This is a genomic window from Smaragdicoccus niigatensis DSM 44881 = NBRC 103563 (assembly GCF_000380645.1).
Taxonomy (GTDB): Bacteria; Actinomycetota; Actinomycetes; order Mycobacteriales; family Mycobacteriaceae; genus Smaragdicoccus; species Smaragdicoccus niigatensis.
The window spans coordinates 128,864-155,454 of sequence record NZ_AQXZ01000017.1; the positions used below are offsets into that span (position 1 = coordinate 128,864).

Below are 26,591 nucleotides of genomic sequence, written 5' to 3' on the forward strand. Positions count from 1 at the left end.
CCATCTTGGGTGTTGCAGGCTTCCGGCGGAGTCGTACGCTGTGTATATGCGATTAGTCGATCTGACGACTGTTGTGCTCAAGTCGGCTCCGCAGGAAACCGAGGCACCGGAAGAGGTCACCGAGTACCTCGAGAACGTGGAGCTGCCCTGGGTGACCATCGTCTGGGATGACCCCGTCAACCTCATGAACTACGTGACGTTCATCTTCCAGAAGCTGTTCGGATACACGAAGGCGCGCGCCACGGACCTCATGATGCAGGTCCATAAGGAAGGCAAGGCCGTCGTGACGAGCGGCTCTCGGGACAAGATGGAACACGACGTCCAACGTCTACATGCCGCCGGCTTGTGGGCCACGCTGCAGCGCAGCGAATAGCGAATAAGGAGTACGTCCGCACGGTGCGAACCTGGACCCGGAAAGGCTCACTGGGCGGGCCGAAGCTTCGCTCGGAAATCGACGGCAATGAAGCAGCGGTCCTGCGATCGCTGGTCGAGTCGGTTCGCGGAATGCTGTCGGACCGAGCGGAATCGACACCGCAGGATCCGCTCGCGGAACTCACCGGCATACGAACCGGTCACTCGAAGCCCCCCGAGGAGGCGGCTTTGGCGCGACTTCTGCCGGACTTTCACAAGCCGGACAAGAAAGATGATGGCAGCGACCTCAACGGCGCGCTGCGAAGCCTGCACGAGCCGGAGATCATCGACGCGAAGTGCGCGGCCGCCGACGTCATCCTCCGCACATTGCCCTCTGGTGGCGGCAAGATCGTGCTCACGCTCGAGCAGGCCGATGCCTGGATGTCCGGTCTCAACGACGTCCGTCTGGCGCTCGGCACCGCACTGGACGTTCACCCCGAGATGCCGGATGAGCTCGAACCCGGCGACCCCCGCGCGCCGCACCTGCCGGTCTATCACTGGCTCACCTGGATGCAGGATTCGCTCATTCAGGCGTTGATGGGGGAGTAGCGGGCTCCAAACTTGCGGGAATGCACGTCAATCCGCGACCGTTGAGTCAGAAGACTTGGGTGAAGGGGTGAGGACGTGCTGGTGATCCGGGCGGATCTCGTGGAGGCGATGGTCAAGCACGCGCGCGCGGACCATCCAGATGAGGCCTGCGGGATCATCGCTGGTCCTGAAGGTTCCGACCAGCCGCTTCGATTCGTACCGATGGTCAACGCCGAGCGCTCGCCGACCTTCTACCGTTTCGATTCCGGTGAGCAGTTGCGGCTGTGGCGCGAGATGGACCGCAACGACGAAGAACCGGTCGTCATCTATCACTCGCACACGGCGACCGAGGCCTACCCGAGCCGTACCGATATCTCGTATGCCTCGGAGCCGAACGCGCACTATGTCCTGGTGTCGACCCGTGACGCGGACACCGATGAGATCCGCAGCTACCGGATCGTCGACGGAGTGGTCACCGAAGAACCTGTTTCGATCGTTGAAAGCTATTCCTGAGGAGAGAGAAGTGCCTGTAACTGTTTCCGTTCCGACGATTTTGCGCACGCACACCGGCGGCCAGAAGCGTGTCGAGGCAACCGGCTCGACGTTGGCCGAGGTGATCGACAACCTCGACTCCAACTTCGCCGGACTCAAGGAACGGCTGGTCAACGACGGAAAGCTGCACCGCTTCGTCAACATCTACGTCAATGACGAGGATGTTCGTTTCAGCGGCGGGCTCGCAACGGCGATCTCCGACGGGGACGACGTCACGATTCTGCCCGCGGTGGCCGGAGGTTAAGTGCGCTACGACTCGCTCATCGCGGCTCTCGGAAACACACCGCTCGTCGGTTTGCAGCGGCTGTCTCCGGCGTGGGATGCCGACGTGCCGGTTCGCGTCTGGGCCAAGCTCGAGGACCGCAACCCGACGGGCTCGGTCAAGGACCGTCCGGCACTTCGCATGATCGAGCAGGCCGAACGCGATGGCCTGCTGCAGCCGGGCGCGACGATTCTCGAGCCGACGAGCGGCAACACCGGAATCTCGCTCGCGATGGCGGCAAAGCTCAAGGGCTACAAGCTCATCTGCGTGATGCCCGAAAACACGTCGATCGAGCGCCGGCAGCTGCTGACGATGTACGGCGCGGAGATCATCACCTCGCCGGCCGCCGGCGGATCGAATCAAGCGGTCGCCATGGCGAAGGAGATCGCCGCCGAGCACCCCGATTGGGTGATGCTCTACCAGTACGGCAACCCGGCGAACGCGCTCGCGCACTATGAGACGACCGGCCCGGAGATCCTGCGGGATCTACCCGAGATCACGCACTTCGTCGCGGGCCTGGGCACGACGGGCACCCTCATGGGAACGGGGCGGTTCCTGCGCGAGAACGTGCCGGACATCGAAATCATTGCCGCCGAGCCGCGGTACGGCGAACTGGTCTACGGGCTGCGGAACATCGACGAGGGGTTCATCCCGGAACTCTACGACGAGACGGTCCTGACCTCGCGTTTCTCGGTCGGGCCGTACGACGCGGTCCGGCGCACGCGCGAGTTGGTCGCCGAAGAAGGGATCTTCGCGGGAATCTCGACGGGCGCAATTCTGCACGCCGCTCTCGGCGTGGCACGGAAGTGCGTGCAAAAGGGGTCGCGCGCGGACATCTGTTTCATCGTCGCCGACGGCGGGTGGAAATACTTGTCGACCGGTGCCTACGAGGGCACGCTGGATGAGGCGGAGGAACGTCTGGAAGGACAGCTTTGGGCCTGAATGAAGTACCCACAACGCCGCGGCCGAGCTATGTCGCGGCGGTGGTGGTGGGTTCGTTCACGGCGTTGCTGTGGGTCATCGAGGCGATCGACTCCGTCATGGGGCACAGTCTCGACCGCGAGGGCATCGAGCCGCGGGACGCGGATGGGCTCATCGGGATCCTGTTCGCTCCGCTGTTGCACGCGAACTGGGAACATCTGATCGCGAATACCCTCCCCGTTCTCGTTCTCGGGTTTCTCGCGCTCCTGACGGGCCTGATGCGCGGTCTCGCGGCCACCGCGATCATCTGGATCGTCGGCGGATTCGGCACGTGGCTGACCGGAAACAACGGGTACACGATCGGCGCATCGGGGCTCATCTTCGGGTGGATCACGTACCTGCTTGTGCAGGGCTTCTTCACCCGAAAGTTCGTTCACGTTCTGATCGGGCTCGCGGTGTTCGTGCTGTACGGATCGGCGCTCTGGGGCGTGCTCCCGTCGATGCCTGGCATCTCGTGGCAGGGGCACCTCTTCGGTGCCGCCGCCGGCGTCCTCGCAGCGTGGTGGTTGCGGCCCCAACGGGTTCCGCGTCCGGCGTTCGAACGATAGCTACGGGGACTCGCCGACGAATTCTTCGGCAAATGTTTTAGATGCGTCCAGCGGTCGTGGCAGCATGACACGCATGCGGCTTACGGTACTGGGGTGCTCGGGCAGTGTAGGCGGCCCGGACTCCGCAGCGTCGGGCTACCTGCTCACCGGTCCCGGCATGACGCCGGTCGTATTGGAATTCGGTCCCGGCATTCTCGGTGCGCTCCAGCGATACGCCGATCCCGGTGCCGTCAACGTCTTCCTTACCCATTTGCACGCCGATCACTGCGCCGACATTTCCGGTCTCTTGGTCTGGCGGCGGTACCACCCGAACCCGCCGTCGGGCCGCGCGCTGCTGTATGCGCCCGAAGGTTCCGCGCTTCGGCTCGGCAATGCGTCGGCGGAGGTCGGCGGCGAGACCGACGACGTGACCGACGTCCTCGAACTGCGCCCCTGGGTCGAGGGCGAGCCGCTCGACTACGAGGGACTGTCGATCACTCCGTACCGGATGTACCACCCACCGGAGTCCTACGGCCTTCGCTTCACGACCGATACCGGCAAGGTGTTCGCCTACACCGGTGACACTGCGGTGTAGGGATTCGCTTCTCGATCTGGCCCGGGGCGCAGACGTCCTGATGGCCGAAGCGTCCTGGACACACGACCCGGACAACCGTCCGCCCGGTGTGCACATGTCCGGTCTCGAAGCCGGCCGCACCGCTCGCGAGGCCGGGGTCGGCGAGCTGCTGATCACGCATATTCCACCGTGGACCTCGCGCGAGGAAATCATTGCCGAGGCGAAGAGCCAGTTCTCGGGACCCATCCACGCGGTGTCTCCCGGCGAGGTGTTCGATTTCTGAGAGTTCGAAGCGGACTCACCCGAGCGATCGGCGGTAGTCTCCGCCAAACTGCGTTGTACGAAACTCATGTTTTGTACCGACTAATTTTCGGCTGACTTGTGTCTCGCCGCATCGAGTGGACCTCTGCATTCGAGAGTCGACGCCTGTGAGGGTCTCGCCGTTGCGCGGAGCTCTAGCCGCTAGGCTCGATGCGTGTCTAGACGAGCCGACGGCAGAGCCGATGACGAACTTCGCGAAATCCGGATCACTCGTGGATTCACGAGCAACCCCGCGGGGTCGGTACTCGTCGAGTTTGGCAACACCCGCGTCATGTGCACCGCGAGCATCGAGACCGATGTCCCGCGCTGGCGCAAAGGCAGTGGCCTGGGCTGGCTGACGGCCGAGTACGCGATGTTGCCGGGCGCGACGCATACGCGCAGCCAGCGCGAATCAGTGAAGGGCAAGGTCGGCGGTCGCACTCAAGAGATCAGCCGGCTGATCGGTCGGTCGCTGCGGTCGTGCATCGACCTCGCGGCCATCGGCGAGAACACCATCGCGATCGACTGTGACGTTCTGCAGGCGGACGGCGGTACCCGCACTGCGGCGATCACCGGCGCCTATGTGGCGCTGTCCGATGCGGTGACGTGGCTGCGTGCCGCGGACCGGCTTCGTGACCCGCAGCCGATTTCGTGTGCGATCGCGGCCGTGAGTGTCGGCGTTGTCGACGGTCGGGTGCGCATCGATCTGCCCTACGAAGAGGACTCTCGCGCTGAGGTCGACATGAACGTCGTCGCCACCGACGTCGGCACGCTCGTCGAGGTGCAGGGCACGGGTGAGGGCGCGACGTTCCCGCGGTCGACCCTCGATTCGCTGCTCGATCTTGCGGTCGCGGGATGCGACAAGATCTTCGAGGTGCAGAAGCAGGCTCTGGCGCTGCCGTACCCCGGTGAACTGCCGGAGTCGGCGCCGAAGAAGAAGTTCGGTGCCTGAGCTCCTCGTCGCCAGCCGCAACGCGAAGAAACTGAAGGAACTGCGTCGGGTTCTCGACGACGCCGGGATTGAAGGGCTCTCGCTGTTGAGCCTGGGCGATGTTCCGCCGTTCCCGGAGTCGCCGGAGTCCGGGGCGACGTTCGCGGACAATGCCCTGATCAAGGCTCGGGATGGTGTCGCCGCGACGGGAATCGCTTGTCTCGCGGACGATTCGGGTATCGAAGTCGACGCGCTGAACGGCATGCCGGGCGTGCTGTCGGCGCGCTGGTCGGGTACGCATGGGCAGGACCAGGCGAACAACGAGCTCTTGCTCGGTCAGCTCGGCGACGTGCCCGAGGAGCGGCGGGGCGGACGCTTCGTGTCGGTGTGCGCACTCGTTCTGCCGGATGGTTCGGAGACGATCGTGCGCGGGGAGTGGCCTGGCCGAATCGCCCGCGCGCCGCGCGGTGCGGGCGGATTCGGCTACGACCCGATCTTCCTGCCGGACGGGTTCGACTGTGCGGCAGCCGAGTTGACACCAGAGCAGAAAAACGCGGTGTCCCACCGGGGCAACGCCTTGCGGCAGTTGATCCCGGCGTTGCGGGCGCTAGCTTCTAGCTGAGGCCCGGCCTAGCTCAAGAACCGCTTCTTCACTTCGGCGGTCCGGATGTGCTCGACGAAGAACGACAAGAACGGGATCGTGCCCGAGAGCAGCGTGAGGATCGTCTTGACCGCGGGCCAGCGGACCTTGACCGCGAGATCGGCGGTGACGACGAGGAACACGAGGTACACCCAGCCGTGCACGATGCCGACCCAGCCGAAGTTGTCGACACCGAACCCGTACTTGGCGATGACCTCGGTCGTCAGCACGAGCAGCCAAATGCCGGTGGTCCAGGCGAGAAAACGGTACCTGGTCAGGGCTGAGGCAATTCGCGCCTGATCCTGGGTCGGCTTGTTCTCGGTCATTTCGGCCGTCACGGTTGGCTCCCGTTCTTCTTCTCGTTGAGTTCGTGCAGCATGCGGTTGTATTCGGCGCGCGTCGCATCGATTGGCTCGCTGGCGGCCCGGGGGCGCGGCGGCAGCAGATCAGCCGGGAGTTCGCGCATCTCTTGCGGCGAATCCATCTGTGCTTCCTCGGCTTCGAGCTTCACGTAGCGCCGGTAGGCGTAGACGACGAACCAGGCGAACAGCGGCCATTGCAACGCATAGCCGAGGTTCTGGAATGACCCGTCGGTGGATTCCCATCGGGTCCATTGCCACCACCCGAGCGCGAGGCACCCAAAGAACGCCAGGATCACCAGCGCAATGAGAGCGGGTCGCCGCCGAGGGGCAGTTGTCACATCTCGAAGGTACCTGGTCGAACGGTGAACTGAGATCGGCAGGATCTCCGGCAAGGTTGGCAGTTTATTGGTGGAGGAACATTTTCTGCCTCGATAGCTTTGGTCTCATGACGATCATTCCCGATACCAAAGACTGGACATGGGTCCTGGGCCGCCCCTGCGCCGAATGCGGATTCGACGCTGCCGAAATGTCTTTCGAGGCGGTGCCGGGGCGGACGCGGGAGGCTGCTTCGGTGCTGGCGGCGGCCCTCGCGCTGCCGGGTGCCCAGTTGCGGCCTGTCCCTGGAGTGTGGTCGCCGCTCGAGTACGCAGCGCACGTACGAGACGTATGCCGCATTTTCGGCTACCGGCTGTCGGTGGTGCTGACTGGCCGAGGCGAGGATCCCGGCGTGCCGGCTTTCGATCCCGCCGTGCGCTTCGTCAACTCCGTTGCCGTGCTGACGAACTGGGACCAGGACGACACCGCGGTCGCTGCCGACTATCGAAGCCAGAGCCCAGAGGTCGTTTCACAGGAACTCTTACAGGCGGCGGGTGCCATTGCCGACGCCTTCGCGCGGGTGACGGGAGCCGAGCTCTCTCGCACGGTACGCCGCAGCGATGGTGCAGTTTTCAGCGTCACGACGTTCGCTCAGTACTTCGTGCACGATCTCGTTCACCACGTACACGACGTCCGGGGCTAGCGCTGGATCGTCACCGGCAAGGTGAGCGGTCGGCGGCTGAACCGATTCTGATGCCACTGGAGTTCGCCGACGGGCACCGAAAGCTCCATGGATTCCATACGAGGGAGAAGCGCGTTGAGCGCTGCGAGAGACTGACGCTTCGCGGAATTCGCGCCGGGGCAGAAGTGCGCGCCGTAACCGAACGCAAGGTGCTTGTCGTCGTTGCGGGCCGGGTTGAACACGTCGGGGTCTTCGAAGCGCTCGCTGTCGCGGTTGGCTGCCATGAGTTCGACGATGATCCGGCTCTTCGCAGGAATCGTGGTGCCGTCGAGTTCGATATCGGACGTCGCGAATCGGGTCCACACGCCTTTGGTCGGCGTGATGAATCGGAGCAGTTCCTCAACGACAAACGGGTTGCTGTCCGGGTTGTCGACGAGCTCCTCGCGGAGCATCGGGGTGAGCAGAAGTGTCAATGCGGCCATCGCGAGGAAGCCCACTGTGGTGTCGTAGCCGGCGATGATCATCAAAGTGGCTGTGCCGTACGCCTCGGCCTCGTCGATCCGGCCGTCGGTCAATGCGCGGGCGAGTTCGGTGCAGAGGTCGTCGCCGGGGTGGTCGATCTTCGACCTCACGAGGGCGGCCATGTAGTCGTGGAGTGCCTCGGCGGCCGGGGCGCCGGTCTCGTCGGCGACCATCGTGGAGTCCTCCGCGATGACGAGGATTCGCGCTTGGTCGGCTTCCGGAATGCCGAGAAGCTGGCCGATGGCTCGGCGGATGAGCGGTGCGATGTAGTCCTCGATGAGATCGCCGGAACCGCGACTTTCGAGCTGCGCCAATAGTGACTCGGCATGCGCTGGCATTCCGGCGATGATGGCGTCAGAAGCCTTGGGACTCAAGGCAGGTGCGATCATCGCGCGTAGTCGCGCGTGCTGCGCTCCGTCACACAGTTGCATGCTGACGCCGCGCCCATTGAGGGCGGGGTCTTCGGCGACGCCGGCGGTTGACGGGTTGTTGCAAGCTCGGCGATCGCTCAGGATCTGGCGCGCTGGTTCATAGCCGAGGACGACGAATGCGTGTTCCGCGACCTGCTGAACTCGGGAGACTCCGGGAGCGCTCATACAGTCATTCTTTCGTCAGTCGGCGCTCGATGGCCAGGTTCACACGCTCGTGTGACTCAGTTCTGGCTGTAGATCAGCGCCGCTCAGATATCTCGTACCCGGCCGAGGATGGTGAGGCAGGCGCGGCTGCGAGTGGTTGGCTCGCGCCTGCTCGACCTGGCTGCGACGGGGTGGCTCAGTAGTAGTAATACTTGGCGGCCGATGCCGGTGCGTAGTGGTAGTAGTAGGCGCTCACGGTGGTCTGGGACTGCGTGTCCGTGGCGGTGGTTGCCGGTGCTGCGAAGGCGAAGGCGCCGGTGCCGATCATGATGGCGGATGCTGCGGCGAGTTCGGCTGCGACCTTGACAGTGACCTTGACGGGGTTGGTGGGCTTACGCATTTCGGGGTCCTTTTGGGAGAGGGGCTTTGCCGGTTGGCATTAATAGATTCGCCCGAACGAACGCCCGAAAATAGCCACCCTCGGGGTGACCCCAGATCACCCTCGGGTGTGAATCCTGCGCCCCATGGTGAGTACCGCTCGCGGGATCAGAACCCGCACAATTCCACGAGAACCTGGGCTGCCGACTTGACCTCCGTGAGGTGCCCGACGCCAGTTCCGGCGTTCACGCAGATGCGTGACTCGTCGTCCGCGGCGATTGCTCGGCGCAAGGCGGCAGCCGCCTCGGATCTGTCACCGCTCCCGGTATTGCATTGCGCAACAAAGTCATTGGCGATCACTCGCTCCGGGATGTCGGATGGCCAGGCGAATCCGGCCGCCCAATCGAACGTGCTCGTGAGCACCGTGTCCGCGCCGGTCGCAGCGAACAGGGCACGTCGATGGCCAGCAGTCGACAGGGCTTCTGCGCAGGTCGAGAACGCGGTCCCGACCCAGACGCCTGCGGCACCCGCATCGAGCGCGCGTTCCACATCGGCGGCCGTGGCGATAGCCCCCGCAGCGAGCACCGGACGGTCCGTTGCGCTGAGGGTTTGCCGCAGCACTGAGTCCCGTTGATGAACGGGCCGCCCATGACCGCCACCTTCGAGTCCGCGCGCGACGAGGATGTCGGCGCCGGAATTGTGCGCCTGCTTGGCGCTGGCGGCATCGTGGACTTGAACGGCGACGGGGATTCCGGCCGCGTGTGCCTGCTCGATCCAGTTGAAGCTATCGCCGAAGCTCACCGCGAGGAGCTTCGGGCGCGCAGCGAGCGCGGTCTCGAGGAGGTCGGGTGATCTGCGCACCACCCAGTCGACGAGGCCGATCCCGATCTCGGTGGCGGCACGAACGAGGTCGAGTTCGCGCCGAAGGGCGCTGCTGGAACCCGCGCTGCCCATCCCGATCATGCCGAGACCGCCCGCCTGTGAGACCGCCGTCGCGAGCTGGCCGCCGGCCACACCGCCCATCGGGGCGCACACGACGGGGTGCTTCAGACCGAGCAGACTCTCCATGGTGCAACGGTATTCGGTGCAAGAATCGATCCGGCATCACCTGCGAGTAGTTCAAGGAAGCGTGGCTAGGTAGTGTTCCCGCGAAAGTTGGCCGAGCTCGATCTCCACCGGGTGTGGAGCACCGCACCCGACCTTGACGGCACCTTCGACCCGTTCCGGTTCGAACATCGTATGGCCGCCTATCGGAGCATGATCGACGCGACGAATGAGCGCGGCATCTTCGGGCCCGACAACAGTGGAAACCTGCTGTGGGGGTTGGCGTTCCAGCATCAGTGGCAGCTCGATTCCGGTCGACTCGGCCCGTCGTCCAAGGACCACGGGCGCATCGATCCGGACTCGCCGTGGGGTTACGGCAACTACACGTTGAACGTGATTCCGTGGCTCGGTGCAGTCGCGGCTAGCGTCGTGCCTGCAGCGGCTGTATCCGATCCGCCGGGGCCATCCCGCTTCCGCTATGTCGTCGGCGGTGTGGTGCCGGCTGAGTTGCGGCCGGCTGTGGACGACTGGGCGACGTACTTCAAACGCGTCCGCGCCACCGCCCCCGGGACGGATCTCGACCCGCTCCGCAAGGTCCTCTGGCACGCGCACAAAACGAGTCTGGATGTGGTCGCCCGGACCGTCGGCGAGGTCGACCCGGCCGGCGATCCGGCCATGGAGCTCGATTTCTTGCGGGGATGGTGCCGGATGGTCGACTACCTGTGGGCTGCATGCTGGCCCACTGACTTCGAGTTCATGGTCGAACACGGGTTGGACGTTCTTCCTGAGCATGTGCTCAGAGACCGAGCGGACCTCAAGGCGTTGCCCGAGAGCGTGCGGAGCAACGTCGCCAACGTCCGTGGGCTGGCGAAGATGCCCACGCGGCAGTTTGAGGTGAACCTGTGGTTCTGGCGGCGTCTGATGCGCACCAAAGCGGCCCGAGCTGAGGTTCTGACGATGCTCGGGGCGGTGTTCGATCGCAAGAACACCAGCCCGACGGTTTATCCCCGAATGCTCTGGTACCTAATGCGGCCGTAGGGATTTGGTGCGGGCGGGGGGAGTCGAACCCCCACGCTCTTTCGAGCATCAGGACCTAAACCTGACATGTCTGCCTGTTCCATCACGCCCGCGAGTCCTCAAGATCGTACCGCCTCCCTTGTCGGTACCCCCGGCTAGCGTTGCCAAGCCACTGCCAAGCGTGAGATTGGGGCGACAATGAGGACAGAGGACGAAGTCGAGGCTGTGATGGCCATGGTCCGAGATGGACTGAATGACTGCGAGATCTCGCGACGGACATTGTTGCCTCGAACAACGGTCCGAGATTGGCGTCACGGTTCGAGACAGAGAACCGCTCCGCCGAGAATCGATGCAGAAATCCTGCGGGCTTCGCTCCCTGCCAAGTCGTACTGCTACTTGTTGGGTCTTTACCTCGGGGACGGGTACGTGTCGAAGGAAGCGCGGACGTGGAAGTTGAGGGTCACGCTCGACACGGCCTACCCAGGAATTATCGATGAGTGTGGCGCCGCGATGGAGGCGGTCTTTCCCGGCAAGCACGCCCATATCTGGGCTCGCACGAAGGCTAACTGTGTGGACGTGAGCACGTGCTCCAACGCCTGGCCACTTCTGTTGCCGCAGCATGGCCCCGGTCGCAAGCACGAGCGGCAGATAGTCCTGGAAGGATGGCAGGAGCGGCTTCTCGAGGGTTGCAACGAGGAATTCGTCAGAGGCCTTATCCACAGCGACGGCTGTCGCGTCGTCGCAAATGATCGAGGCGTACGAAGCGTTCGATACCACTTTTCGAACGCCTCGACCGACATTCTGTCGCTCTATTGTGGAGCCCTCGACGCGTTGGGCATTCCCTGGACCCATCCCAGCAAGCGGGACATCGCCGTCTACCGCAAGGCCGCGACTCGGCGTATGGACGAGTTCGTGGGACCTAAGCGTTAGCCGTAAAGCGAAACACCCCGCTTCACCTGAAGCGGGGTGTTTCCTGCGGGCTGATCGAGTCTGGCTCGTATGAACTCCAGGGACCGGGGTAGCTGCCTCCAGCGGCCGTGTCCCCTTGCGCGAAGGCGAGCGCCGGAGTCGAGGATGATGGCCGAAACTGCAGCGAGTGCGCTCAAAGTGGGCATTTCGTCGCACCTTGGGTAGTCAGATTATCGAGCTCAGGGCAGTTCCTGATACCGCGCGAACTGGGTGGTGAACCGGCCGCGCCCATGCGTCATCGACCGCAGTGCGATCGCGTAATCGCTCATCTCGCCCTGAGGGACCGAGGCCACGATCGTGACCTCGGCCGTCGAAATCGGTTCGGTGCCTTCGATTTGCCCGCGGCGCCGACCGATGTCCGCCATGACGTCACCCTGGAGGGACGCCGGCACGGTGACCTCGATGTGGTGCACCGGTTCGAGCACCTTCGTGCCCGCGCGATCGATCGCATCCTTCAGCGCGATTGCGCCGGCCATCCGGAAGCTGTGTTCATCGGAGTCGACCGAGTGGTACTTGCCGTCGAGGACGGTGGCTTTGATGTCGACGAGGGGGTAGCCGTGCTTGCCGCCGCGCTGCATCGCCTCCGAGATGCCCTTGCCGACCGCAGGCACCAGCGACTTCGGGATCACTCCACCCTTGGTCTCGTCCGCGAACTCGAAGCCACCGTCGCGGTGAAGCGGTTCAAAGCGCACGAGCGCCACACCGAACTGTCCGTGCCCGCCGCTCTGCTTCTTGTGCCGCCCCTCGGCTTCCGCGCCCCGCGCGAGGGTCTCCAAGTAGGCGACCTTCACCGGCTCGGTGTCGATGGCGATGCCATACCGACGCTTCAACCGCGCCAGTGCGACCTGAACATGCACATCACCGGCGCCGCGGAGGACCGTTTGGTGGGTGGATTCGTCGCGGACCACCTGCAGCGAAGGATCGTCACGCACGAGTTCGCTCAGCGCGGTCGAGAGCTTGTCCTGGTCCTTGGCAGCGGGCGTCGAGATCCCTAGCCCGTACACCGGCTGGCGGTACTCGATCTGCGGCTCGCCGACCGGCGTGCCGTTGAGAACCAGGAAGTCACCGGTCGCGACGTCGGACAGCTTGATCGTCGCGACGATGTCGCCGGCGTCCGCGTGGTCGACGGGTGTGGTCTTCGTGCCGACGACACGCAGCAGGTGGTGCAAGCGCTCGCGCGTGCCGGTCCGGTGGTTGACCAGAACGTCGTCGACCTTGATCGAACCCGCGACGACCTTGATCAGCGCGAGTTGGCCGACGAAATCGTCGGTCTGCGTCTTGAAGACGTAGGCGGCTTCGCCCTCGGGCTCCTCGGTCGGTGCAGGAGCGACATGACAGATGAATTCCAGGAGGCGATCGACCGCCGTGCACTCGGTTGCCGAACCGCAGAGCACCGGCCAGACCGTGGCGCGGCCGAATCCGGTGCGAAGTGCGCCTTCGAGTTCTTCCGGCGTGATGGTCTCGCCGTCGAGGTACTTCTCGATGAGGTCGTCCGATACTTCGACGACGTCCTCGACCAGGTGATCGTGTTCGCTGTGTTCCTGGTCTGCGATGTCGGCGGGAAGCTCGTCTGACTCGGTCGCCTTGTTTCCCGTGTACAGAAAGACGTGCTCGGTGACGAGGTCGGCGACCCCTCGGAACGCCGATCCTTCGGTCACCGGGAGTTCGACGAGTTCGACACCCTGCCCGAACTGCTCGCGAATCTCTTCGACAACGGCCGAGAAGTCGGCGCGGTCTTTGTCCATCTTGTTGATGAAGATCAAGCGCGGAATGTTCTGGTTGGACGCGGCTTCCCACATCAGCTCGTCGCCTGGTTGGAGTCCGGCGACGCCGTCGATCACGAACACCGCGACGTCGGCGACTTGGAGAGCGGTCAGACAATCACCGGCGAAATCCGCGTAGCCAGGTGTGTCGATGAGGTTGATCTGGCAGTCCTGCCAGGCGAAGGTTGCGACCCCAAGCGCCAGCGACTGATGACGCTCAATTTCCTCAGGGGAGTTGTCGAGCGAAGTGTTTCCAAGCTCGACTCGCCCGGGTCTACTGATCACGCCGGAGGCGTACAGCATCGCCTCAGCCAGCGTGGTCTTTCCCGTTCCCTGATGCCCCACCAGGGCGACATTTCGGATGCTGGAAGCGCCCATGCGTACATCATCCGTTGAACAACGAACGCATGGGCAGTGAATGCGGACTAAACCGCCAAGTCCTTCCGGAGCTTGGCGACGTGGCCCGTGGCCTTGACGTTGTACTGCGCGACTTCGACCTTGCCGCTCTCGTCGACGAGGAAAGTCGAGCGGATGACTCCGGTGACTTTCTTCCCGTACATCATCTTCTCGCCGAATGCGCCGTAGGCCTCGAGCGTCTCCTTGGTCGGATCGCTGAGCAGCGGGAATGTGAGGCCCTCGTGGTCCCGGAACTTGGCAAGCTTCTCCGGCTTGTCGGGGGAGATGCCGACGACGTCGATGCCGGCGCCGTTGAGTTCGGCGAGGTTGTCGCGGAAGTCGCACGCCTGCTTCGTGCACCCGGGGGTGCTGGCGGCTGGGTAGAAGTAAACGATCACTTTCCGGCCCGCGAAGTCGGAAAGCGAAACCTCGTTACCTTCAGCGTTCTTCAGGGTAAAAGCAGGAGCAGCATCGCCAGGCGCAAGACGGATCGAACCGGCCGAGTTAGTCGTCACATTAGGCACGCTACCGGTAACGTCTGTCTCGCGGGATGAGCGGTGCGACGGGAACTGATTCTGCGCGCGCCCCTAAACAGGAGGAACTGTGGCCAAGGACTACGAGCGGATCGAAGCGGAGATCGAGGCGGCCCGCGAGCAGCTCGCCGCGACGCTCGACGAACTCGCCCTGCGTGCCAACCCCAAGCGCATCGCTGCCAATACGAAGGTCGCGGTGAAGAACAAGGTCAACGAGCCGAAGGTGAAGTACACCCTCATCGGCGTCGGCAGCCTCTTGACCGTGCTGATCGTCGTCAAGATCGTTCGGAAATGACGGCTCCCGGCGCGACCGGCAGCATCACGATCAACGCCTCAGCCGACCAGGTCTACGACCTCGTCAGCAACCCGAAGAAGATCGTCGAGTTCGCGGAGGAGACCTTCAAGATCCTCACGGTCAACAAGAACCACTGGGTTGGGTTCAACCGCAACGGCTGGCACGTGTGGGCGACGCACACGAAGATCGTTCAGGCCGTGCCCGGCCGCGTGTTCGAATTCGAAATCGGCGAACTCGGTGTTCCGGTGGCGCGCTGGCAGTACACGATCGAGCCCGCCGACGGCGGAGTGCAGGTCACCGAGAGTTGGTGGGACCGGCGTCCGGCTTGGTTTACGAAGGTCGCGGCTCCATTCACGGGAGTGAAAGAACGCGTTCCCCACAACACCGTGAACATCGCGGAGACTCTCCGCAAGCTCAAAGTCATCGCCGAAGGCTGACGGCCTACCAGTTCCGGTCGGAGTCGACCGTTGCCACGGTGCCCAGCTTGTTGATCTTGGCGCCGTTGATGTAGCGGTTGTTGATGTATTGCCATCCGGTGTAGCTGCCGGCGGGGGCGACCGACGCGGACGGCAGAAGGTTCTTTGTGCGCCATCCACCGTCGACCACCGTGTTGCTGAGCTTGACGTTGTTTCCCACGAGGTGAATCGGCATATCGACCGACACTCCCGCGGAATTCGGCTTGTAGGTGATCTTGTTGCCCGACAGCGAGATGTTGTTGCCCGTCTTCAGTGCGATCCGATTCCGGTTCGCCTGGGTCGGCGCGGTCAGGCTGAAAGTGTTCGAGTTGATCTGGTTGCCGCCGGCTTCGTAGCCGTTCAGTCCGATGATTCCGAAGTCGGCGCAGTTCGTGAGCGTATTGCTGCTGACGGTGACGTTGCGCAGGGGCGCTTCCTGCTTCTGTGCAATCAACGTGATGCCCGTACCAAGACCGGTCAGGGTGTTGCCCGTGACGGTTGTCTTGGCGTCGGGGAAGGACGGATCGGTCGAGTTGACGCAGATTCCGGCGCCCGAGTAGTTCGTGCTCGAGATGTTGTTGCCGCTGATGTAGGCGTAGTTTCCGAGTACCTCGATGCCAGTCCAGCCAGCATTCTGGATCGTGTTGTTGGTGATCGTCGGATTCATCCCCACCGCGCTGATGCCCATGCTCGTGGCGGTCGTGATGCGGTTGCCATCGATCACCGTCCCGCGGCAACTGTCCGTGCCCTCGGTCGGGTACTCCTCGATCCCGATCCGCCCGCAGTTCTGGATGACATTGGCGGTGTACTTGTTGTTGAGCGCCGGCGCTGCGTCGTACCCGGCGAATGAAATCGCGTTTCCCGATGCGTTCGTGATGGTGTTCTTCGTGAAGACGCATCCGGACGGTGAGTAACCGCCGAGAGTGCAACCACTGAGCGTGCAACTCGACACGGTGCACGTCGTGCAGCGCACCATCCATATGCCGATATCCGGAGTGACAATTCGGCAATTGGAAATTGTGACGTTCGTACAGTAATTCAGTGTCAATCGACCGGAAATGGAAAGTCCGGTCAGCTGAATTCCGTTGCGACTGTCAAGCTTTGCGTCACCCAGTGTCTGGAATGACAGGGGGGCGGTAATCGTCGCTCCATCGGGAGCCGCGTCGATTGCGGCCTGTAAGCTCGGATACTTCGAGGCATCGATGGTCGTCCCAGCAGCACCAGCCCGCGGCGTAAACGCGGCAAGGGCGGCAACAGCCGGGACGGCCGCCAGGAGGCTACGTCGACTCAGGTTGAGGCCCGCGTGTACAGGGTCCTGGTGGTGGAGCGTCAAGAGATCGAGCTTTCGTGAGGACGGAGAGTCCACAATTCCGCACGTCAAGCTGGTATGCGGCTCGGAAATCCTCCGTGGATTTGGAACGAATTCAACAGTGCCGTCGGGGGAGTCTCAAGCCCCCCGCACAGCACTGTGACCGGGTTCTGGTCCGATCGGTATCGGTCCGTGACGACTTATCTGTCGTTTAGCTGACAAGTAACTGCTTGTCTGCTGCAACGGAGTCGCTCGGAACGGGTACACATCATCAACATCGCGATTGGGTGTGGATGCGATTACTATTCGGCCGAGTTTGTGAAGATTCGCACAATGTGCGACCTCGAATTGCACGATTGAAGTTGTTGTTTAAACAACCGGGCAAAGATAAGCCCTATTTGAGTTATGTCAACGAGTGCAGTGCTATTTGCCCGAATTGACCAATCCGCCGAAAGGGAGGTGGTCGCGGACGTAGCGCCAGAGGTCGCCGAGCTTGTCCCAGATCGATCCGGAAGGCGGCTCGCCATTGCCTCCGCCGGGCGACGGTGCGCTCGAAACACCAACGGCAGCAGCGAAGTCCGTGACGGATAGCGGAGTCTTGTTCATGTCGCAGTTGCCGAACGGCGCGGCGCCGAGCGGACCACCTCCCGCGATCACGCCGTTGGTGTACTGGTGGGCGATCTGTCCCGGCAGCTTCGGGTCATCGGGATAACCCGCGCCGATGACGCGGAGTCCAGAGGGGCGGCTGCGCCACATCGTCAGGTAGTCGTTCCGGTTGGCGTACGCCAGTACGCGCTTCGAATCGCCGAGCCAACGCGTCAACGCGTCGTACGTCTGGTTCAGCGCAGCCGACTGGTCGCCGAGATTCTCGTTTCCGTAGCCGGACTCGACGTCGATCATGCTGAAGATCCGCGGGTGCGGATTTCCGATCATCGAGCGGTGGACGTCGACGCAGGTCTGCCAGTTCGGGCGCCAGTAGAAGTACACCCCGAGGACGTCGAGCTTGCCGCTGTCGAGCATTCGAACGGCACGTGCGTAGTTCTCCTGGAACTTTCGATCGCGGTAGTCGCCGTCGTTCGAGCGGATGGTGAGGATTCGGTACGGGTACCGATCATCAACGAGCTCCTGGAACTCGGAGACGTCGGAGAAGAAGGTGAAACCGGACGGGGCTCCCTCGCCCGGATATTTCGCGCCTTGAAGGTAGGGCATGGGGTCGTCGCGATCGGTGTCCGAATACGCATACGTGCAGTGCGCAAGATGTAGATGCGGGGCGACGCCGCCGTTCGTGCGGTTGTCCGGGTTGATCATCGCGATCCGTTGTCCGGCGACGACGCGGTCACCGACCGCCACCTCGCGAACAACGTGTCCGTAAATGAAGACACCGCCACCTTGCGAGTCGTCGGAGTCGATCACCACCCAGCCGGCCGGGTCGGGGCCGCCGAAGCCGGACGCCGCGCCCGCGTAGATGACCGTTCCGGCTTGTACGGCATACACGGCCTTACCGCCGGAGCCGCCCTCGAAGCCGAAGTCGGTGCCCGCGTGGAACTCGCGCTGACCATCGAGGTCGCGCCAGCCGTACGGGCTGGTGATGACGTATCCGCGGGCAAGCGGGAAGTAGCGATCTGGCACGGTGACGAGTCTGCGTCAGCCCTCTGACAAGTGCCAACCTCAGACCGCTACTGGGTCGACTCGTGAATAGGACGTAACGATCAGACCTTCGTCACTCGCGTCACACTGATACCACTACAAATCGGCCGCATGCTGCTGACATGACCGTAACGATTACCGCCGCCATGGAGACCGAACTCTCCATCCTGCGATCCCGGCTCGAGCAGCGCCCCCTGACTCGCGCGCAACTCCTCGAGATCACCCAGCGAATGTTCGCACTCACCACCCATGCCGTCGGCCGCGTCGACAACGGATGGGAACTGTCCAAGGCGCTACGTGGCGTGATCTTGGGCGAAAACACCATCACATCGGCCGATGGCGCCGCGGTGTGCGAGGTCTGTTCCCCGCTCACCACCGCTGCACCTGAGGATCTGCGCACTTACAACGCAGTCTGAAGTCCGGCTGAAACGAAGAAGGCGACCCCCGCGTGGGGATCGCCTAATTTGTTGTGCGCCATCAGGGACTTGAACCCCGAACCCGCTGATTAAGAGTCAGCTGCTCTGCCAATTGAGCTAATGGCGCGTGCTCCGCTGTGCGGTGCGGATAGAACATTAACAGGACGGTGGCGCCGATGTGAAATCGCGAGGTCAGAGGCCATCGCCCGCACAAATGTCACGGAGCAAGATCGGTTTGCCTTCGGTGGAGGTCGCCCGAGTGTGGCGGCGGTGGGCTCGGTGGCACAATCGGGGTGACGCGCGCGCCGACGTAGGGGAGGGCGCAGCCGCGTACCTGAACGGGGTCCGGATGTCTGAAATCGCGAATCGTCGACTGTCGAGTCGAGTTCACGGCCGCCTGCTGACCGTGGCTATCGCTGCCGGTCTCGTCGCACTGCTCGCCGGCTGCTCCTCCGCAGGTGGGCTGCTGTCTCCGATCGATCCGAACCCCCTGTCGGAGATGATGAAACCGACGGTCGTGACGTCCGTCAAGGACGGCGACAAAGGCGTTTCGCCCCGCGATCCGATCACTGTCACGGTTGCCGATGGACAGATCTCCAAGGTCACGCTCACCGACGCCCACCACAAGACGGTCGGGGGTGAGATCGCCGCGGACGGCAAGTCCTGGCACTCGACCGGCCCGCTCGGATACGACACCGAATACACCCTCGAGTCGACCTCCAACGGACTCGGCGGCGCGTCGACAAATGAGATCGAATTCACGACGACCACCCCGGACAACCTGACCAAGCCGTACCTCAATGTCGGCGGCGACGAAACCGTCGGAATCGCGCAGACGATCGGCATCCAGTTCGACGAGAACATCCCGGACCGGCACGCGGTCGAGAATGCAATCACCGTCGAGACCACGCCGCACGTCGATGGTGCCTTCTTCTGGCTGAGCAACCGCGAGGTGCGTTGGCGTCCGCAGGACTTCTGGGCTCCCGGCACGAAGGTCAAGGTCAGCGTCGACGTCTTCGGCAAGGATCTGGGCGGTGGACTCTTCGGTCAGGAAGACATCAGCGACGAGTTCAACATCGGCGACTCGGTGATTCTCGTCGCGGACGACAACACCAAACAGGTGACCGTCAGCCGCAACGGCGAGGTCATCATGTCGATGCCGACCTCGATGGGTAAGGACTCGACGCCGACCCCGAACGGGACGTACATCCTCGCCGAGCACCTGCCGTCCGTGATCATGGACTCGTCGACGTACGGCGTTCCGGTGAATTCGCCCGAGGGCTACCGCGAGACGATCCAGTGGGCGACTCGAATGTCCTACAACGGCATCTACCTGCATTCGGCGCCGTGGTCGCTGTCGGCGCAGGGCAACACCAACACCAGCCACGGCTGCCTCAACCTCAGCCCGGACAACGCGATGTGGGTCTACAACAACACCAGGCGCGGTGATGTCGTGATCGTGCAGAACACGGTAGGCGGCACGTTGTCCGGGTACGACGGACTCGGGGACTGGAACATCCCGTGGTCGATGTGGCAAAAGGGCAATGCGGACGAGGTTCCGAGCTAGGACCTACGGCGTCACGGTGAAGCCGCCGGCGACGCACGCGGCCTTGATTGCGGGCGACGTGGCGGCCGAGCAGATTTCCTGTGTCAGCTGCTGACCGACGGGCTGTGTCGTCGTTGTTGTCGTGGTCGTGCCGGCAGTGGTGGTTGTGGTCGTCGTTGTCGTGGTCGTCGTGACGACGGGCGCGGCGGTTGTCGTTGTGGGTGCCACCACCTGAGCGTTGCCGCCGGCGGGAGGCGCCTGGTTCTGTGCGGGGTCCGGTACGTCGGCAGCCGGAGCCGGCGCGGTCGTCGTTGTCTTTTTCGCGGAAGTCTTCGTGGTTGTTGTGGCCGTAGCCTTGGTCGACGTCTCGCTCCATGGGCGGTAGGCGGGGTCGTCGTTGCCGCAGCCGGCGGTCAGCAGGACCGCAGCGCTCGCGGCAGCCAGGACCGAAACTCGAAGAAAAAGTCGATCGCGCGTCACGTCACGCCTCTCTGTCGGTTTGCGTGACGATTATTGGGGCTGACATCACCGAATCCCGGGAGGAACCACCCTTATCCCGGGAAAATCCAAATGAATCCTGCGATCGACGGACGTTTGCGGGTCAGGGCTCGATGCCCTCGATCACGGTGTCACCGCGCGCCACCCGGCGTACGACGTCGATGAAGTCCTGCAGGTCGCTGACCCTCTCCTTGAGGAGGTAGCCCACCGCGGTCGGACTGCTTTCCAGCAGCATCGCGGCGTGGCTCGGCACGGGCGATTGCGTCAGAACCAAGACGGCCGTGTCGGGATACCGACCACGAATTCGGCGGGCCGCGTCGAGTCCCTCCGCCGTGAAGGTCGGTGGCATACGAACGTCGACGATCGCGAGGTCCGGCCGCAGTTCGGCCGTCAGGCGCTCGAGGCCGACGGCGTCGTCGGCCTGCCCGACCACCTCGATGCCCTTCGCCGTGAGCACTCGTGCGATTCCCTCGCGAACGAGAATCGCGTCGTCGGCCAGAACGGCTCGAACCTTTGCCTGGACCTCCGGCGACCAGCTGACCTCCCACGCGACCCGCGACTCGTCGAGGCCCTTCAACTTGACCGCGCCCCGGGGAACCAGGTTGTGATGCTCGCGGGCGAGTAGTCGGGTCGTCTCGGTGACGAGTACCTGACCTCCCCGTGCGAGTGCACTGATCCGTGCTGCCTCGACCACGGCGACACCATGGCAGTCACCGTCGTCCAAGTGGACGTCACCGCTGCTCAAGCCGATTCGAATGCACAACTGGGGATTACCGTCGCTGGGCGCGATCGACGTGGCCCGCTGCATCGCGACCGAGCAGTCGATGGCGCTGGTCGCTGAGTCGAAACTCGCCATCACGCCATCGCCGAGAGTCTTCACCACGCGGCCGCCGTGATGATCGACGAGGCGCTGCATTGTGGAGAAATGCTCATGGAAAACTCGCACCGCGGTGTCTTCGGACAGCCCGCCGAAGAGTTCCGTCGAGCCCACCACATCGGTGAACATGACGGTTTGGGTCCGGGTGCGACTCATGGCACTAGGCGTGGGTCGTGTGCCGGGAGGCACTGGCCTCGACGGTGCCGAGCAGCGGCGGAACGTCGTTGAGCAGCTGAGTGAAGTCATCCTTCGGGATGTTCAGCAGGTCCACTGGTCCAACAGCGGCCACGGTCGCGGAGCGGAGCTTTCCGGGCTGCATGACGGCCTCACCCACGATGTCGCCGGGGGTAAGGGTGGCGACCTGTTCGCGGCCGTAGTACACGGCGAGTTCGCCGCTCAAGATGACGTAGCAAGCGTCCGAAGGGGTCTGCTCGTGGATCAGTGGCCAACCGGACGGAATCGTGGAGTGGTGGCCGGCGCTCGCGATCCGCTCGAGCTGCTCATCGGTGTAGTCGGCGAAGGTCGAGAAGGAACGCATCCGGGTGGCTTCTGCACTGAGCGTGTGCCGCGAGCGGTTCATGTTCATCGTGGGCTCCTCATTCGGTGGGTCGAATAAGGAAAGCCTCGTCCGCACACCGGCGTGTGCCATCGTGGGCACCCCCGAATCTTCCTCCGTGCAAACACGGATGGGGAAGATCGGCGGCGGATTTAATCTCAGCTCATGGGTATCGACGACACCCAGGTTGACGGCATTCTGGATCGCGTTTATCGCCGGTTCGGGTGGCGGATGGTCGCGGCGTTGCCGCCCCTCACCTGGCTGATTCCGGGTGGCCTGAGTTGGTTCGGAATCTATTACACAGGCGTCGGCACACTCGCTTTGAATGCGAGTCAGTCGAGCGAATTGGCGAAATTGCTCATTGTGCAGTTGGCGACGGGGGTCCTGCTTTCCTTTGGGCAGTCGGTTGTCGAATGCCGACCGCTTCGCCGCTATGAGCGCGGTGAGATCGGGCCGGATGAGGCATGGCGCGCGGTCGTTCGTCGGCCCAGAAAACTGCTGATCGGTAACTTCGTCATCGCGGGTGGCGTGATCACGCCGTCCTCGTTGGTGATTTTCAGCAGATTCACCGAGCTCAGTCCCACGTATCTCGGCTATTTCTTGATCATCGGCGCAGGCGTGTCCTTGTACATGCTCGGCGTGACGAGCTTCAGCGCGCCGGTGGTCTTTCGTCCCGTGCTCCGGGCGATTCGAAGCGAGCTTGATGGTCCGCCGCCCGAAGGCTCGGGGATGCTCATCTACGGCAAGTTGGTCTTCATCGTCCCGGCGTTGGCTATCGCCATGGCGATCAATGGGGGTGCAGCCGCGATCGCTCCGCAGGGCGATCTGCGAACCGCGCTGGTGACTCTGACCGTTATCGCTGTCGTTGCCGCACTGGCGATTGTTCCGATCACGATGTTCTTCGCGCAGTCGGTCAACCTCCCGATCCACGATCTGATTGACGGCACGAAGCGCGTGAAGGTCGGCGACTACTCGACGCCAGTGCCAGAGCTCTCCGCTGACGAGTTGGGAGAGTTGGCGCGGTCGTTCAACGAGGCCATGGAAGGACTCTCGGAGCGACAGCAGTTGGCGCGTGAGGTTCGAGCGTCCCGGACTCGGATCGTGGCCGCTGCGGACGAGAGCCGCAAGCGAATCGAGCGCAATATCCACGACGGCGCGCAGCAGCGACTCGTCGCGCTGGCGCTCGATCTGAAGCTGCTCGAAGACATGGCTCCCACGATGTCCTCGGAGGAGGTCGTGGCGACAGTCCGCCAGGCTGGCGATGCGGTCAAAGGTGCGTTGATCGAACTGCGCGAACTCGCTCGTGGCCTGCACCCGCAGATTCTGACGTCAGATGGCCTGGGACCTGCGTTGTCGCAGTTGGCGACCCGGTCGAAGCTGCCGGTGCGGGTGGATGCCCCGACTCAGCGCTATTCGGAACCGGTGGAGACCGCCGCGTATTTCGTGGTCGCCGAAGCGCTCGCGAACGTCGCGAAGTACGCCCAGGCAGAGTCTGCACACGTCACGGTAGAGGCGCGGAATGGATCCCTTCGAGTCGAGGTCGCCGACGATGGAATCGGCGGAGCGACGCTGGGAGCCGGTACCGGGCTGGCCGGGTTGGCCGACCGGGTGGCGGCGTTGGATGGCCGGCTGACAATTGACAGTCCCATCGGTGCCGGCACAACCGTTCGAGCCGAGATCCCGGTCCGAGGTTGACCGATGAGTGCAGAACCACGTCTGAGCCTGCCGGAGCGGATCTACCGTCGAATCGGCTGGTGGATGGTGGTCTCGTACGCGGTGCTCGCGTGGACCGCGGGCGCGGTGGTGATGTGCGCTCTCATCTGGATTTTTGCGCGGATCTATCCGTTGTCATTTGCGCAAGCGGCGAAACTCGCCGGCTTGTTCGGTGTCATGTGGCTCATTTGCGTGGCGGCGTCGTTCATCCATGGAGTGGTCGCCGCGCTTCCGTTGCGCCGTTTTGAGCGGGGTGAAGCAGAGGCGGCGGAGGCCTGGACAGCCGTTGTCCGAATTCCCATGCGCGCGCTCAAGTTCAACTTCGGTGCGGGGTTACTGATCATCTACCCGTCTTCGATCTTTTGCGTCGCGCAGGTCGTGCCGCTGAGCGCGCCGTTGATTGGACTGGTCTTGTTGGGAACTGCCGGGAATTTTCTCTACTCACTGACCACGAGCAGTTTCCTCGCGGCGGTGTTCATTCGGCCGGCGTTGCGATCGATCTCGAGTGAGCTGCGCGGAGCGACGTCTCCGGAATCCGGGCTTCGCCTCTTCGATAAGACCGTGTATGTACTGCCCGCGCTGGGACTTTCGATGGCGATGTTCGGCTGTGGATTGTCGCTCGACTCCAGGGTCGACATGGGCACGGCTTTCACTCGGCTGGTGGTGGCCACCGTTGTCGCGACCGTGGCGACGGTGCCGGTGACGATGCTCTTCGCGAACTCGGTCAATATTCCGATCGAAGAGTTTCTCCTCGGCACCAAGCGAGTCAAAGCCGGTGACTATTCGAAACGGGTCCCGGAGCTGTCGGGCGACGAGTTCGGTGAACTCGCACGCTCGTTCAATGACGCGATGGCGGGACTTTCCGAACGCCAACAATTGGCACGTGAGGTCCGAGCGTCACGGGCTCGGATCGTTGCCGCGGCCGATGAGAGCCGCAAGCGAATCGAGCGGAACCTTCATGACGGCGCGCAGCAGCGACTCGTTGCCCTGGCCCTGGATCTGAAGCTTCTTGAAGAGACCGCGACCGGAGACATGGCGGATGCGCTGCACCAGGCCGGCGAGAGCGTCAAGGAAGCGCTGACCGAACTGCGGGAACTGGCACGTGGATTGCACCCGCAGATCTTGACGAGCGATGGCCTCGGGCCCGCGTTGTCTCAGTTGGCGTCGAGAGCGAAGGTACCGGTGCGGGTTGACGCACCTGAGCAGCGGTATCCGGAGCCGGTCGAGACGGCCGCGTATTTCGTGGTGGCCGAAGCGCTTGCGAATGTTTCGAAGTACGCGAAGGCGGGGTCCGCTGTGGTCGTGGTCGAGTCGCACAACGGGACGTTGCAGGTCGAGGTCGCCGATGACGGAATCGGGGGAGCCTCGCTTGGAGCCGGGACTGGGCTCGCCGGTTTGGCGGACCGGGTTGCCGCGCTTGAGGGACGGTTGACGGTCGACAGTCCTCCCGGCGCGGGTACGAGGGTTCGGGCCGAGATCCCAGTCAGGCGGGACTCATGAGCTCGGACAAAGGTATGGGTCTGTCGGACCGGATCTACAGCCGGTTCGGCTCCTCGATGCTGGCTGCGTTTGCGCCTGTCGCTTGGACATTGAACGCCTTAGTGCAGTGCGTTCTCATTGTTGCGTTGGCGCGAATTTATCCCTTGTCGGCGGGGCAGATCGTCGAACTGGCCGTCTGGATGGGCGGGCTCTGGCTCGTCTGCGTGACGATTTCGCTCATCCACATGCTGCGTATTACGCGCCCGTTGCGCAGCTACGAGAGGGGAGAGGCAAGCGCCGACGAGGCGTGGAGGGCGGTCGTTGTAACTCCAGTCAAGGCACTCAAGTTCAACTACGCCTTCGCAATACTTCTGATTCCGATTGCCTTTCTCATCCTGTCGCGCATTGTCCCCATCAATGCGTGGCTGGCCGGGATCGTCCTGTGGGGGATTGCGGGAGCCTGGCTGTATCAACTTGCGATTGGCAGCTTCCTTGCCACTCAGTTCATCAGGCCTGCTCTCCGATCCATCGAAGCCGATCTCCACGGTGTTGTTCCGTCGGTATCGGGTATGCGCCTCTTCGAGAAGACGGTGTTTGTGATTCCAGCGCTGGGCGTCGCGATGGCGATGTTCGGCGCCGCCTTGGCGGTCGATACGCGCGGCGACCACCGAGCTGCGCTGATGAATCTCTTGGCGGTCACAGCCTTTGCCGCGGTCGCGGCAGTGCCGGTCTCGATGCTGTTTGCCCGCTCGGTCAACCTTCCGATCGATGACTTGCTCGAAGGAACCAGACGCGTCAAAGCCGGTGACTACTCGACGCCAGTTCCCGCACTGTCGACCGACGAGTTGGGGGATCTCGCCCGGTCGTTCAACGAAGCGATGGAAGGTCTCGCGGAGAGGCAGCAGTTGGGACGTGAGGTGCGGGCGTCGCGGGCGCGAATCGTGGCGGCAGCCGACGAGAGCCGTAAGCGAATCGAGCGCAATCTGCATGATGGTGCACAGCAGAGGCTCGTCGCGTTGGCGATGGACCTGAAACTCAACGAGGAAATGGCGTCGGCGATGACGACGGACCAAAGCGCCAACGCGTTTCGCGAGGCTGCTGAGAGCGCGAGAGAGGCGCTCGCCGAACTGCGGGAACTCGCTCGCGGACTCCACCCGCAGATCCTGTCGACAGATGGACTCGGTCCGGCCTTGTTGCAGTTGGCGTCGCGGTCGAAGGTCCCGGTGCGCGTCGACTCACCGGCGGAAAGGTTCCCCGAACCGGTCGAGACAGCGGCGTATTTCGTTGTGGCCGAAGCGCTTGCGAATGTGTCGAAGTACGCCAAGGCGGAGTCGGCGCAGGTGACCGTGCAGACGTCGCACGGGTCTTTGACAGTCGAGGTCGCCGACGACGGCGTCGGTGGAGCCTCGCTTGGAGCCGGAACAGGGCTTGCCGGTTTGGCGGACCGGGTTGCCGCGCTCGATGGCCGGTTGACGGTCGATAGTCCTCCCGGCGCGGGCACGAAAGTGCGTGCCGAGATCCCGGTCCGGGGGTGAGCA

Annotated in this window: 30 protein-coding genes, 2 tRNA genes and 1 pseudogene; 19 read left to right on the plus strand and 14 right to left on the minus strand. The window is 63.5% G+C overall.

Going from position 1 to position 26,591, the window contains the following annotated elements; genetic code table 11:
- The first annotated feature begins 46 nt into the window (after positions 1-46).
- From clpS to rdgB, 9 genes and pseudogenes are all read left to right on the plus strand, one after another.
- The gene (gene clpS, locus F600_RS0113305; RefSeq protein WP_026306509.1) at positions 47-373 is read left to right on the plus strand and encodes an ATP-dependent Clp protease adapter ClpS; all 327 of its coding nucleotides are present in this window, start codon (positions 47-49) and stop codon (positions 371-373) included.
- Between the two features lie 23 nt (positions 374-396).
- Positions 397-960: an oxidative stress transcriptional regulator AosR gene (gene aosR, locus F600_RS0113310; RefSeq protein WP_018161122.1), complete on the plus strand. Its 564-nt coding sequence runs from the start codon at positions 397-399 to the stop codon at positions 958-960.
- Between the two features lie 75 nt (positions 961-1,035).
- Positions 1,036-1,452: a M67 family metallopeptidase gene (locus F600_RS0113315; protein WP_018161123.1), complete on the plus strand. Its 417-nt coding sequence runs from the start codon at positions 1,036-1,038 to the stop codon at positions 1,450-1,452.
- 10 nt (positions 1,453-1,462) lie between these two features.
- The gene (locus tag F600_RS0113320) at positions 1,463-1,735 is read left to right on the plus strand and encodes a MoaD/ThiS family protein (protein ID WP_018161124.1); all 273 of its coding nucleotides are present in this window, start codon (positions 1,463-1,465) and stop codon (positions 1,733-1,735) included.
- Positions 1,736-2,695 (plus strand): PLP-dependent cysteine synthase family protein, encoded by a 960-nt coding sequence (locus F600_RS0113325; RefSeq protein WP_018161125.1) that lies wholly within the window; start codon positions 1,736-1,738, stop codon positions 2,693-2,695.
- Positions 2,686-3,282 carry a rhomboid family intramembrane serine protease gene (locus F600_RS28135; RefSeq protein WP_245541530.1) on the plus strand — a complete coding sequence of 199 codons (597 nt, stop codon included), beginning with the start codon at positions 2,686-2,688 and terminating at the stop codon, positions 3,280-3,282. Before F600_RS0113325 ends, F600_RS28135 begins: the two co-directional genes overlap by 10 nt.
- 73 nt (positions 3,283-3,355) lie before the next feature.
- Positions 3,356-4,118 (plus strand): annotated as a pseudogene (locus tag F600_RS28140) (MBL fold metallo-hydrolase).
- A 192-nt stretch (positions 4,119-4,310) separates the two neighbouring features.
- Entirely contained in the window at positions 4,311-5,087 is a 777-nt protein-coding gene (gene rph, locus F600_RS0113340) for a ribonuclease PH (protein ID WP_018161127.1), read from the plus strand.
- Entirely contained in the window at positions 5,080-5,688 is a 609-nt protein-coding gene (gene rdgB / locus F600_RS0113345; RefSeq protein ID WP_018161128.1) for an RdgB/HAM1 family non-canonical purine NTP pyrophosphatase, read from the plus strand. Before rph ends, rdgB begins: the two co-directional genes overlap by 8 nt.
- An 8-nt stretch (positions 5,689-5,696) precedes the next feature.
- Here rdgB and F600_RS0113350 read toward each other — a convergent pair whose 3' ends face one another.
- Positions 5,697-6,032, minus strand: coding sequence for a DUF3817 domain-containing protein (locus F600_RS0113350; RefSeq protein ID WP_040631496.1), 336 nt, complete (start codon positions 6,030-6,032; stop codon positions 5,697-5,699).
- A gap of 8 nt (positions 6,033-6,040) precedes the next feature.
- Positions 6,041-6,406, minus strand: a complete 366-nt coding sequence (locus tag F600_RS32155; RefSeq protein WP_018161130.1) for a hypothetical protein — start codon at positions 6,404-6,406, stop codon at positions 6,041-6,043.
- 107 nt (positions 6,407-6,513) lie between these two features.
- Between F600_RS32155 and F600_RS0113360 the strand changes: the two genes are divergently transcribed.
- Entirely contained in the window at positions 6,514-7,086 is a 573-nt protein-coding gene (locus tag F600_RS0113360) for a DinB family protein (protein ID WP_018161131.1), read from the plus strand.
- Here the strand turns inward: F600_RS0113360 and F600_RS0113365 are convergent.
- The 3 genes from F600_RS0113365 to F600_RS0113375 form a co-directional block, all read right to left on the minus strand.
- Positions 7,083-8,183: a cytochrome P450 gene (locus F600_RS0113365; protein WP_018161132.1), complete on the minus strand. Its 1,101-nt coding sequence runs from the start codon at positions 8,181-8,183 to the stop codon at positions 7,083-7,085. The genes F600_RS0113360 and F600_RS0113365 overlap by 4 nt on opposite strands.
- Positions 8,184-8,358: 175 nt before the next feature.
- Positions 8,359-8,562 carry a hypothetical protein gene (locus tag F600_RS0113370; protein ID WP_018161133.1) on the minus strand — a complete coding sequence of 68 codons (204 nt, stop codon included), beginning with the start codon at positions 8,560-8,562 and terminating at the stop codon, positions 8,359-8,361.
- A gap of 146 nt (positions 8,563-8,708) precedes the next feature.
- Entirely contained in the window at positions 8,709-9,608 is a 900-nt protein-coding gene (locus F600_RS0113375; RefSeq protein ID WP_018161134.1) for a nitronate monooxygenase, read from the minus strand.
- A gap of 72 nt (positions 9,609-9,680) precedes the next feature.
- On the opposite strand from F600_RS0113375, the gene F600_RS0113380 reads away from it, so the two are divergent.
- The gene (locus F600_RS0113380; protein ID WP_018161135.1) at positions 9,681-10,622 is read left to right on the plus strand and encodes a Leg1-related protein; all 942 of its coding nucleotides are present in this window, start codon (positions 9,681-9,683) and stop codon (positions 10,620-10,622) included.
- 5 nt (positions 10,623-10,627) lie between these two features.
- Here F600_RS0113380 and F600_RS0113385 read toward each other — a convergent pair.
- Positions 10,628-10,714, minus strand: a tRNA-Leu gene (locus F600_RS0113385).
- Positions 10,715-11,027: 313 nt separating this feature from the next.
- On the opposite strand from F600_RS0113385, the gene F600_RS0113390 reads away from it, so the two are divergent.
- On the plus strand, positions 11,028-11,531 hold the full coding sequence (locus F600_RS0113390; RefSeq protein WP_245541531.1) for a hypothetical protein: 504 nt from the start codon (positions 11,028-11,030) through the stop codon (positions 11,529-11,531).
- A gap of 218 nt (positions 11,532-11,749) precedes the next feature.
- On the opposite strand, the gene F600_RS0113395 is transcribed toward F600_RS0113390, so the two are convergent.
- Positions 11,750-13,711, minus strand: coding sequence for an elongation factor G (locus F600_RS0113395; protein ID WP_018161137.1), 1,962 nt, complete (start codon positions 13,709-13,711; stop codon positions 11,750-11,752).
- Positions 13,712-13,758: 47 nt separating this feature from the next.
- Positions 13,759-14,244, minus strand: a complete 486-nt coding sequence (gene bcp / locus F600_RS0113400) for a thioredoxin-dependent thiol peroxidase (protein ID WP_026306511.1) — start codon at positions 14,242-14,244, stop codon at positions 13,759-13,761.
- Between the two features lie 88 nt (positions 14,245-14,332).
- Between bcp and F600_RS0113405 the strand changes: the two genes are divergently transcribed.
- Complete coding sequence (locus F600_RS0113405; protein ID WP_018161139.1) at positions 14,333-14,557, plus strand: DUF3618 domain-containing protein; 225 nt, start codon at positions 14,333-14,335, stop codon at positions 14,555-14,557.
- Entirely contained in the window at positions 14,554-14,994 is a 441-nt protein-coding gene (locus F600_RS0113410) for an SRPBCC family protein (RefSeq protein WP_018161140.1), read from the plus strand. Before F600_RS0113405 ends, F600_RS0113410 begins: the two co-directional genes overlap by 4 nt.
- 4 nt (positions 14,995-14,998) lie before the next feature.
- Here F600_RS0113410 and F600_RS0113415 read toward each other — a convergent pair whose 3' ends face one another.
- On the minus strand, positions 14,999-16,378 hold the full coding sequence (locus tag F600_RS0113415) for a right-handed parallel beta-helix repeat-containing protein (RefSeq protein ID WP_020411025.1): 1,380 nt from the start codon (positions 16,376-16,378) through the stop codon (positions 14,999-15,001).
- A 366-nt stretch (positions 16,379-16,744) separates the two neighbouring features.
- The gene (locus F600_RS32390; protein WP_018161141.1) at positions 16,745-17,950 is read right to left on the minus strand and encodes a M23 family metallopeptidase; all 1,206 of its coding nucleotides are present in this window, start codon (positions 17,948-17,950) and stop codon (positions 16,745-16,747) included.
- Between the two features lie 140 nt (positions 17,951-18,090).
- Here F600_RS32390 and F600_RS0113430 point away from each other — a divergent pair, with 140 nt between their 5' ends.
- On the plus strand, positions 18,091-18,384 hold the full coding sequence (locus F600_RS0113430; RefSeq protein WP_018161142.1) for a hypothetical protein: 294 nt from the start codon (positions 18,091-18,093) through the stop codon (positions 18,382-18,384).
- A gap of 54 nt (positions 18,385-18,438) precedes the next feature.
- Here the strand turns inward: F600_RS0113430 and F600_RS0113435 are convergent.
- Positions 18,439-18,511 (minus strand) — tRNA-Lys (locus tag F600_RS0113435).
- Positions 18,512-18,733: 222 nt separating this feature from the next.
- Here F600_RS0113435 and F600_RS0113440 point away from each other — a divergent pair.
- Positions 18,734-19,951 (plus strand): L,D-transpeptidase, encoded by a 1,218-nt coding sequence (locus F600_RS0113440; protein WP_156024581.1) that lies wholly within the window; start codon positions 18,734-18,736, stop codon positions 19,949-19,951.
- A gap of 3 nt (positions 19,952-19,954) precedes the next feature.
- Here the strand turns inward: F600_RS0113440 and F600_RS32165 are convergent, their stop codons facing one another.
- The 3 genes from F600_RS32165 to F600_RS0113455 all read right to left on the minus strand — a co-directional run bounded on the left by F600_RS32165 (position 19,955) and on the right by F600_RS0113455 (position 21,891).
- Positions 19,955-20,410, minus strand: coding sequence for a hypothetical protein (locus tag F600_RS32165; protein WP_018161144.1), 456 nt, complete (start codon positions 20,408-20,410; stop codon positions 19,955-19,957).
- Between the two features lie 121 nt (positions 20,411-20,531).
- On the minus strand, positions 20,532-21,461 hold the full coding sequence (locus F600_RS31885; RefSeq protein WP_162141417.1) for an adenylate/guanylate cyclase domain-containing protein: 930 nt from the start codon (positions 21,459-21,461) through the stop codon (positions 20,532-20,534).
- Positions 21,462-21,465: 4 nt separating this feature from the next.
- Positions 21,466-21,891 carry a cyclic nucleotide-binding domain-containing protein gene (locus tag F600_RS0113455; protein ID WP_018161146.1) on the minus strand — a complete coding sequence of 142 codons (426 nt, stop codon included), beginning with the start codon at positions 21,889-21,891 and terminating at the stop codon, positions 21,466-21,468.
- A gap of 135 nt (positions 21,892-22,026) precedes the next feature.
- On the opposite strand from F600_RS0113455, the gene F600_RS30400 reads away from it, so the two are divergent.
- Genes F600_RS30400 through F600_RS30410 form a run of 3 tightly spaced genes read left to right on the plus strand, consistent with a single transcriptional unit; the run spans position 22,027 to position 26,588 of the window.
- Positions 22,027-23,556, plus strand: coding sequence for a sensor histidine kinase (locus tag F600_RS30400; protein WP_018161147.1), 1,530 nt, complete (start codon positions 22,027-22,029; stop codon positions 23,554-23,556).
- Between the two features lie 3 nt (positions 23,557-23,559).
- A complete protein-coding gene (locus tag F600_RS30405; protein WP_018161148.1) occupies positions 23,560-25,074 on the plus strand; it encodes a HAMP domain-containing sensor histidine kinase in 1,515 nt (504 codons plus the stop codon).
- A complete protein-coding gene (locus F600_RS30410) occupies positions 25,071-26,588 on the plus strand; it encodes a sensor histidine kinase (protein WP_018161149.1) in 1,518 nt (505 codons plus the stop codon). Before F600_RS30405 ends, F600_RS30410 begins: the two co-directional genes overlap by 4 nt.
- Positions 26,589-26,591 lie beyond the last annotated feature (3 nt).